Source organism: uncultured Clostridium sp. (assembly GCF_937920395.1).
Lineage (GTDB): Bacteria > Bacillota > Clostridia > Clostridiales > Clostridiaceae > Clostridium_AD.
The window spans coordinates 1-9,284 of the sequence record NZ_CALEVF010000318.1 but is presented as its reverse complement, the minus strand read 5'-3'; the positions used below and the strand labels follow the sequence as shown (position 1 = coordinate 9,284).

At 29.9% G+C, this 9,284-nt stretch carries 8 protein-coding genes and 1 pseudogene; 5 read left to right on the top strand and 4 right to left on the bottom strand.

Features of this window, described 5'->3' with window-relative positions:
• Positions 1-598 (bottom strand): annotated as a pseudogene (locus Q0649_RS19685) (L-lactate dehydrogenase); the annotation flags it as partial.
• Positions 599-1,148: 550 nt separating this feature from the next.
• On the opposite strand from Q0649_RS19685, the gene Q0649_RS19680 reads away from it, so the two are divergent.
• From Q0649_RS19680 to Q0649_RS19670, 3 genes are all read left to right on the top strand, one after another.
• Complete coding sequence (locus Q0649_RS19680; protein ID WP_298845874.1) at positions 1,149-1,577, top strand: universal stress protein; 429 nt, start codon at positions 1,149-1,151, stop codon at positions 1,575-1,577.
• 267 nt (positions 1,578-1,844) lie between these two features.
• The gene (gene sstT / locus Q0649_RS19675; protein WP_298845872.1) at positions 1,845-3,077 is read left to right on the top strand and encodes a serine/threonine transporter SstT; all 1,233 of its coding nucleotides are present in this window, start codon (positions 1,845-1,847) and stop codon (positions 3,075-3,077) included.
• A 188-nt stretch (positions 3,078-3,265) separates the two neighbouring features.
• On the top strand, positions 3,266-4,963 hold the full coding sequence (locus Q0649_RS19670; RefSeq protein ID WP_298845871.1) for an oleate hydratase: 1,698 nt from the start codon (positions 3,266-3,268) through the stop codon (positions 4,961-4,963).
• A 26-nt stretch (positions 4,964-4,989) separates the two neighbouring features.
• Here Q0649_RS19670 and Q0649_RS19665 read toward each other — a convergent pair whose 3' ends face one another.
• Positions 4,990-5,562: a TetR/AcrR family transcriptional regulator gene (locus tag Q0649_RS19665; RefSeq protein ID WP_298845869.1), complete on the bottom strand. Its 573-nt coding sequence runs from the start codon at positions 5,560-5,562 to the stop codon at positions 4,990-4,992.
• Between the two features lie 225 nt (positions 5,563-5,787).
• On the opposite strand from Q0649_RS19665, the gene Q0649_RS19660 reads away from it, so the two are divergent.
• Both Q0649_RS19660 and Q0649_RS19655 read left to right on the top strand, forming a co-directional pair.
• On the top strand, positions 5,788-6,255 hold the full coding sequence (locus Q0649_RS19660) for an acyl-CoA thioesterase (RefSeq protein WP_298845867.1): 468 nt from the start codon (positions 5,788-5,790) through the stop codon (positions 6,253-6,255).
• Between the two features lie 219 nt (positions 6,256-6,474).
• Entirely contained in the window at positions 6,475-7,221 is a 747-nt protein-coding gene (locus tag Q0649_RS19655) for a nitroreductase family protein (protein ID WP_298845865.1), read from the top strand.
• Between the two features lie 30 nt (positions 7,222-7,251).
• On the opposite strand, the gene Q0649_RS19650 is transcribed toward Q0649_RS19655, so the two are convergent.
• Positions 7,252-7,719 carry a hypothetical protein gene (locus Q0649_RS19650; protein WP_298845863.1) on the bottom strand — a complete coding sequence of 156 codons (468 nt, stop codon included), beginning with the start codon at positions 7,717-7,719 and terminating at the stop codon, positions 7,252-7,254.
• 26 nt (positions 7,720-7,745) lie between these two features.
• Positions 7,746-9,149 (bottom strand): sensor histidine kinase KdpD, encoded by a 1,404-nt coding sequence (locus Q0649_RS19645; RefSeq protein WP_298845862.1) that lies wholly within the window; start codon positions 9,147-9,149, stop codon positions 7,746-7,748.
• Between the last annotated feature and the right edge of the window lie 135 nt (positions 9,150-9,284).

Sequence of the window (9,284 nt, the reverse complement as noted above, 5' to 3'; positions counted from 1 at the left end):
TCATAAAAAGGTTGAAATTAAAAAATGCGACAACTATGTTGACAAATTCCGCTATTTCTGAGTCGCCATGCTCACCCATTATATAAGTATGAATATTCCTAGCGTCAACTTCAAAACGCTGACCAAGAAGATATTTAAGTCTTGAAGTATCGAGAACCGTACCTGACCCAATTACTCGATTACTTGGAAAACCTGAAAGCTTATAGGCTATATACGTTAATATATCTACAGGGTTTGATACTATTATTAATATAGAATCAGGGCTATATTTTACAACCTCTGGAATTATACTTTGGAATACTTTAAAATTATTTGCAATACAATTAAGCCTTGTTTCTCCTGGTTTTAAACTAATTCCTGCTGTAATAATTACTATATCTGAATCTTTTGTATCGGCATATTCTCCCGAAGTTATATCTATAGGTTTTACGAAGGAAGCACCATGTGATAAATCCATTGCTTCACCCTCGGCTTTATCCTTATTTATATCTACAATTACAATTTCAGATGCAAGTCCGCTAGTCATTAGGGCAAAAGCTGTAGTAGAACCTACAAAACCTGCTCCAATTATTGATATTTTATTTCCTTTTGTTCTCATATAAAAACGTCCCTTCTTTATTATGTTTATATAAATATTATATACTAATCAATAATTATTATCAATATTATAAATTAACTACTAAAAGGAAGTTCATTTATGAACTTCCTTTTAGTATATTTGTATATTCAATTTTTAATTAAGCAGAGTATAGTATAAATTTTTAATTAAAGCATTTTTCGTTGTCTTATCACATATCATAAAGACCACTTATTTATAAATTATACTATCCTCTAAAAACTCTAAAGATTTAATTTGATACAATGGACTATCCCCTTTCTATTAGTTATTATTTTAATTTATCTAATGAAAGTTAATATTTATGTGGAATTATTTTCACATATTGTACTAATTAAATTTTGTTACTTTGTTTATGAGTTAATAATAACATAGTAATCAATGCTTGTAAACGATTTAATTAAATAATAATTAATAATAACTGCTATTTTAAGAATATTTGATATTTTATGAAAATTATGATTAGCTTGTACGACATTTACCTACTTTCATGTTATTATATATATGTAAACAATTTAAGGAGGTCTTGAATATGAAAAAAATGAAAATCTTAGTTCCATTAGATGGTACAGAAAGAAGCATGCACTCTATCGATTGGTTGATAAATTTTTTTAATAAGGATTCAATTTGTATTACATTAATGAATGTAGTGGAAACGGTTTTAACTAACAAGATGATAGTTCCAACTCCAAATTCAATTCCAAATGAATTTGGATATTTAGCAGAGGAAAGTAGAGCTGTTTTAGATAAAGCAATAATTAAACTGGAAGGGTATGAAGTTGAAAAGTTTTCAATTTTGGGATATGCTGCAGATGAAATATTAAAAAAGGCTGAAAAAGATGGCCATGAAATAATAATAATGACTAAATGCAGTAAAAAAGGATTATATAGAATAATTGGATCTGTAACAAGTAAGGTTGTTAGAAATGCTAAAGTCTCAGTAATAGTTATTCCGGATTAGTGTTTACTAAAACAAGGTAATAATTTTCTTTTTAGCAAAAAAATATTGATAAAGGGAGACCATGAAGTATAAAGTGGTCCCCCTTTATTAGTATGTAAATAAATTGAGGATAAAATAATTACAAAATAAAGATCGCTTATTTTTGAGAATAATGTAATAAAAGTTAACTTTGTGTTGAATTAATATATTATGCATGTTAAAATGAAGTATTATATACAAGAGACTTGCACTATTTCGTTGCTATTAATTATTGGAGGGGTAAATATTTTGAAAAAATTATTTAAGAAATGGAGTCAAGTAAGTCTAGTATTACGGATAATTATAGGGTTAGTTATTGGTATTATCTTGGCTTTAATGATTCCACAACAAGCAAAATTCATTATTATTTTTGGTTCTTTATTTGTTGGTGCTTTGAAATCAATTGCGCCTATATTGGTGTTTTTCTTAATTATGTCTGCCATATCTAAGCATAAAAGTGGCCATCAGACCAACATGAAATCTATTATCGTTCTTTATCTTTTAGGAACATTTTTAGCTGGACTTACAGCGGTTATTGTAAGCTTTATCTTCCCAGTAACATTAACACTTGCAATAGCTAAAGGTGGTTTAACACCACCTGGAGGTGTCGTAGAGGTTCTTAAAGCGTTACTAATGAATGTTGTTGATAACCCAGTAAAAGCACTTTTTAATGCAAACTATATTGGCATATTGTCTTGGGCGTTAGTTCTTGGTGCTGCTTTAAAAAATGCACCCGACACCACAAAAACTATGATTACTAATTTTTCAGATGCAGTAACTCAGATAGTTAAATGGGTCATAGACTTTGCTCCACTTGGAATTATGGGTCTCGTATTTGAGGCGATTTCTACAACTGGAATGAAGGCATTAGCTAGTTATGGACATTTACTTGCAGTTCTGATTGGGTGTATGCTTTTTGTGGCCCTTGTTGTAAATCCAATTATTGTATACATAAATATTCGTCAGAATCCATTCCCACTTGTGTTTATGTGTTTAAAGGAAAGTGGGATTACAGCATTTTTTACACGTAGTTCAGCTGCAAATATACCTGTAAATATGAGCTTGTGTGAGAAACTTGGGTTAGATAAGGATACATATGCTGTATCTATTCCATTAGGTTCTACTATTAATATGGCTGGTGCAGCAGTTACAATTTCTGTTTTAACACTTGCAGCAGTTACCACACTTGGAATTAGTGTGGATATTCCCACAGCACTTATACTCAGTTTATTGTCAGCTGTATGTGCATGCGGTGCTTCAGGCGTAGCTGGAGGTTCACTGTTACTGATTCCTCTAGCATGTAGCTTATTTGGTATACCAAATGATATAGCTATGAAAGTAGTTGGTGTAGGTTTTATCGTAGGTGTTTTACAAGACTCTTGTGAAACGGCACTTAATTCATCCACTGATGTACTTTTCACAGCATCAGCTGAATATGCAAAGATGCGTAAAGAAGGAAAAAAGATTATTATTAATAATTAAACAAAATATAAAAGAATATAGTATAAAAGCAACAGTTAGATAATTTTAAAATTATTTAATTGTTGCTTTATTTATTAACAGATGCAATATTGCACATTTCATGAAGATTGATGATGTATTTTTACCTCTAAGTATACTACTCTATAGTAGAAGAAAATAATAATTAACATTTAGGAAGGTGAATACTCATGGGAAATTTTCAAAACATTAATACTTTAAAACCAGAAGGCATTGAGAACAAAAAAGCTTATTTAGTTGGAGGGGGTATAGCATCTCTTGCGGCTGCTGCATACCTAATTCACGATGGTCATATGGATGGTAAAAACATTACTATTCTAGAACAAGCACCTATTATTGGTGGTAGTATGGATGGATCAGGAAACGCAAAGGATGGTTACGTTGTTCGTGGTGGCCGCGAAATGGAGGAACATTACGAGTGTTGTTGGAATTTATTTAGCATGATTCCTTCTCTAAGTGATCCTAACCGAACAGTTTTAGATGAATTTAGCGAGCTAAATATGGGAGATCCTAATGAATCAACTTGTCGCTTGCTTCATAATTGTGGAGAAAAGGCAGACTTTTCTTCTCTTGGACTAAATGATCTTCATATTAAACAACTTACTATGCTTCTTCTTGCGACAGAAGAAACTTTGGGTGCAACCACTGTTGAACAGTATTTTGATCCATCTTTTTTAGAAACAAATATGTGGTGTTTCTGGCGCTCTATGTTTGCATTCGAAAATTGGCATAGTGTTGTAGAAATGAAACGATATATGCAACGTTTTATACACTTACTTCCTGGAATGAGCCATATGAAAAACATTATGTTTCCAAAGTACAACCAGTATGAGTCTATGATTCTTCCTTTAGAAAAATGGTTGCAATCAAAAAATGTAGTCATTAAACTACATTCACAAGTTACAGATTTAGATATTAATATATTGGATGATAAAAAAACTGTTACTGCAATTTGCTTGTTGGATAATGGCAAGGAAGAAATAATTCATACAACAAAGAATGATTTGGTATTTGTTACAAATGGATCTATGACAGAAAATTCTACTATTGGAAGTATGAATGAACCTGCAAAAATTAATCGTGGGAATGCTGGCTGTTGGGATCTATGGAAGAACATTGCGAAAAAAGATCCTTCATTTGGAAAACCTGAAGTTTTTTGTAGTGACATAGATAAGAGTAAATGGGAGTCTTTTACTATAACTAGTACCGACCCTAAAATAGCAGATCTTCTTAAGAAACTAACAGGCAATGATCCATATTCCGGTAAAACTGTTACAGGGGGTATTATCACTATTAAAGACTCAAGTTGGCTTTTGAGTGTAACTTGTAATAGACAACCTCATTTTATTGATCAACCTAAAAATGTATTAGTAATATGGGCCTATGGTCTTTTCCCTGATAACATTGGTGATTTTGTGAAAAAGAGAATGTGCGATTGTAATGGTGAAGAACTAGTATCAGAGCTTTTATACCATTTAGGCATCAAAGATGAGATTCCAGAAATTATTAAAAACGTTAATGTTATCCCATGCATGATGCCATATACTACTAGTCAGTTTATGCCACGTGTTAAGGGTGATCGTCCTGATGTTAACCCGAAAGGATGTACCAATCTTGCATTCTTAGGACAATTTGCAGAAGTTGCGGATGATTGTGTATTTACAGTTGAATATTCGATTCGTTCAGCTATTATGGCAGTTTATACGTTACTTGATCTTGAGAAAAAAGTTCCAGATGTATATCCTACTAAATATGATATTCGTGTGGTTGCTGCGGCAGCAAAGGCACTATATAGTGGACGAGCTCTACCGGCTGAGATGATTGTGAAAAAGTTATTAAAAGACACAACACTGGAAGGGTTAATCTAAGTATATAATAAACAAAGCAAGGATGTTTATAATACATCCTTGCTTTGTATTTCACAGTTTAATAATGCTCTATGGATATCCCCACTTACTACGTTATTGAGATTATCTATAATTTGCTGGGGGTTTTTATTCATTTTAGTTCTAATCCAATCAAGTAATAAACCTACAAATGCAAATTTATAAAAATTAATTACAAAGTCTTTCTTTTCCTTGGAAACATTCACATCTATGGCAATTTCATCTACAACATCTAAAACGAGATTGTATACTGCATTGTATAAATGAGATTCCAAATACTCGCGTCCAATGGAATTATAGGTATTTAACACCATTTTGCGATTTTGATCCAAATAAAGAAATATCTGTAGAAATCCTTGTTGCCATGTTTGATATGTTTTATTTCCGTCCATCACACTAGCAATTTCAGTTGCAAAAATCCATTCCAAAAGTGCATAGATATCTTGAAAGTGGTAGTAAAATGTACGGCGATTTACTCCGCAATCTCTAACAATATCATTAATTGTTATTTTTGTTAAGGGTGTTGTATTCATTAGCCTTTTTAGTGATTTAGCCAAAGATTCTTTTGTATTTTGAGACATACAATATACTTCCTTTCACTTATATTACATATAGTATATTTAACATTTATCATTTAGTCAATGTGGCTAGTACTGTATTAAATGAAAACAAATATTGCAATAGTAAATATATCATAGAAATAAAGTTTAAAAATATAAAATTGTTATTTTCTTTGTAAGAAAAAAAGGGTGAATTAGTTTTGAGGTAAGTATTAATTCAATGATTATAAAGAAGGAGTTAAAAATATGCAAAGAAGTTCATCAGAATCAATATTAATTATTAGTGAAGTAATGCTACCTAATCAAGCTAATGTTGCAGGTAATATACATGGTGGAGAAATTATGAAGTTAATGGATTTAGCAGCATATGCTGTAGCCAGAAGATTTGCACATACAAATGTTGTTACAGCTCGAGTTGATGAGTTGGAGTTTCATTTACCTATATTTATTGGTGATTTAGTTATTTGTACTGCTCAAGTTGCTTATGCAGGTAAATCATCTATGGAAGTAGTAGTAACTGTTGAAGTTGAAGATTTAGAATGTTCTGATCGAAAAAAAGCATTGACTGCATTTTTTACGATGGTATCCCTTGATAAAAAAGGAAAAACTAATTTAGTACCAGAACTTATTTTAAATACTCCAGAAGAGAGAGCTGCCTTCCATGAGGGTAAAAAAAGATATGAATGGTATAAAGCAAAAAGAAACCAAAGTTAGCAAAAAAAAGAGCAGAAATGCTCCTTTTTTATGTTTTATACGATATCTTATTCATAAGATTGCCATGATACTAAATAGCAATAAAGAGGATTTGATAGACTAGTATAGAAATTTATTATAAATATATTATAAATATATTATAAATATATTATAAATATTTAAGGATGCAATAGAAGATTTAACTGAAATTATATAATAAAAAATAATGGGGGTTATTACATGAATGAGACTTTAAGACAAATAAAAGATAGGAAATCAATGAGAATATTTAAAAATAAGCCTATTGTAGCTGAACTAAAAAAAGAAATATTAAATGCAGCACTGCAAGCACCAACTGCTGGTGGAATGATGCTTTATAGCATAATTGATATTACTGATGAAGAATTAAAGAAACAACTATCAGTAGAATGTGATAATCAGGCTTTTATCGAAAAAGCTCCTTTGGTATGTATATTTCTTGCAGATTATCAAAGATGGTATGATGCTTTCGACTTAGAAAATTGTAACCCGAGAACACCGGGAGAGGGGGATATCCTTCTTGCTTATACTGATGCAATAATAGCTGCGCAAAACACAGTAGTAGCTGCAGAATCTTTAGGAATTGGATCATGTTACATTGGTGATATCATAGAGAATTGTGAAAATATTAGAGAGTTATTAGACCTTCCAAATTATGTAGTACCTGCAGCGATGCTGATTTATGGTTACCCGGTTGAAGTTCAAAAAAATAGAAAAAAACCGGTGCGTTTCGAAGAGCAGTATATTATAAATGAAAACAAATATCGCAGACTAAATAAGGAACAACATATAGAAATGCAAAAAATAAGAAACGAAAAGGCGAATTTCTTAAATAAAGATATTAGCGAAGATATTAAAGATCTATGTAACCGTAAATATATGGCTGGTTTTTCACTTGAAATGAATAGATCGGCATCTAAATATCTTAAAAAGTTTAGAAAAGAGTAAATTCGGCAATTTAACTCTTGCCTAACTTAATTAGTGGCAAGGGTTAAATTTTTTTTTATTAAGAATAACATTGATTATTATAATTGAAAGTACGAACAATACAAGAGATGGAATACCATAAATTGTCTTTAAAAAAGGATTATTCCATACATGGGTTAAATCTGATTTAAACAAGTATTTAATCATTAACATATTAATAAGTTCACATAGCGATGCTAAGATAATAATACTTACACTTATACTTATTGATTTTATAATACTTATTTTGTTTATTTTTATATTTATTATAATCAATAAACATAAAGACAATACAGTATTTATTCCTAAACTTATAGGTAGCCTTCTCACTATAAAAGTTATAAATACTAATAATGCAGTTGACAATAAATACCGATTTAAATGAAACTTAGTTTTAGATAAAATATAACATGCCCAAATATAAATTGCTCCCTCGGGTATTCCTCTAATCAGTAATTCTAGTAATGGTAATTTAATCAAAAGTTTTTTCTCCTTTGCATCTTGAATTATTCTGTATATATATCAGACAGCTCAATATTGATTCGGTCATCTATATTCTTCTTTATTTCCTTTATATCTAAGGAGTTATCAACTTGCTTTACTGGAAGAATAATAATGAATTCACTTCCGATATTAGGTTGGCTTTTAAGAATTATCTTGCCTTCATGCAGTTCCACAAAAGATTTAACAAGAGAAAGTCCTATACCGGTTCCTTCATTATTTCTTTTTAAGGTCTTGTCCACTTGCATAAATCTCCCAAAAATCATTTCCTTTTTATCTTCACGTATGCCTATACCTGTATCTCTAACTGATATCTCAATATTATCAACTTTATCTGATACGGTTACATATATTTGACCTCCTCTGTCTGTAAATTTTAATGCGTTTGAAAGTAAGTTAAGAATAATTCTCTCTATTTTATCGCCATCAAAGGCCATTAACTTTTCTTCAACATTAGTGTCAAATATTATTTCTATACCTTTATTTTCAGCGAGAGAGATAATAGACATTGTAATATCTTCAAGCAAAGAAACAATATCTCCATTCTCCATTTGCGGATTAATAAATCCAGAATCTAACTTTGTCATATCTAACAAATTATTAATTAATTTAATAAGTCTATAACTATTTTGTTTCATTATTTGTAAATATTTTTTTCTCTTATCAACAATTTCTTTTTCATCGCTTTCATTATACATATTCATCATCTGTAGAGAAGAAAAAATAACATTTAATGGAGTTTTCAATTCATGCGATATGTTGCAAAAAAATTCTGTTAGAAATTTATTATGTTCTTTAGTTTCATTTAATAGTTCAACAGTTGTTTTTGCATCTTCTTTTAACTTTAGCATTTGTAAATCCATTTCTAATAGTTTTATTCGATTGTTTTCAAAAGTTACGTGTTCGCCTAATATCCATGCGATAACGATAAATCCTCCTGATAGCAGCAAGTCATTTTCAAAATAAGTGTTTACTAGTAAATTAGAAGCAAAAGTCAAATCTATGGATAATATAATAGCCGATGATATATAAGAAAGTATCAAACCATGTTTTTTACCTTGAGATATGGCTGTTGTGATAATACTAAAGAAAAACAGATATTTATATTGGCTCTTATAAGTTCCAGATAATAAAATAAATAAAGATAGAATAAAAATAAATAAGATATCTTCAACAATTAAAAGCTTCTTTGATTTTTTAAAGTTATTTTTAAAATAAATAAGCCACCATAATAAATAAGATAATGATAAAAATATAAGAAATATTATGCAATTTAACTCAGCACGGTTTATGTAATTTACTCCATTGTTGGGAGCATTCAAAATAAGTATTAATATAAATAGCAAAGTAGCGAATTTAGTAATTGAAATTATAGCTAAAATGTTATTATATTTATCATTGGTATTCATTTTTCACCTTCTATTTACCTATAGACGACCTAACTAGTTTCGCTAGAGATAACTATTTTATTACCATTTATTCTAAATAAGAACATTTATATGTAATATAATACATTAAAGGACATAATAAATCTATACTTATTT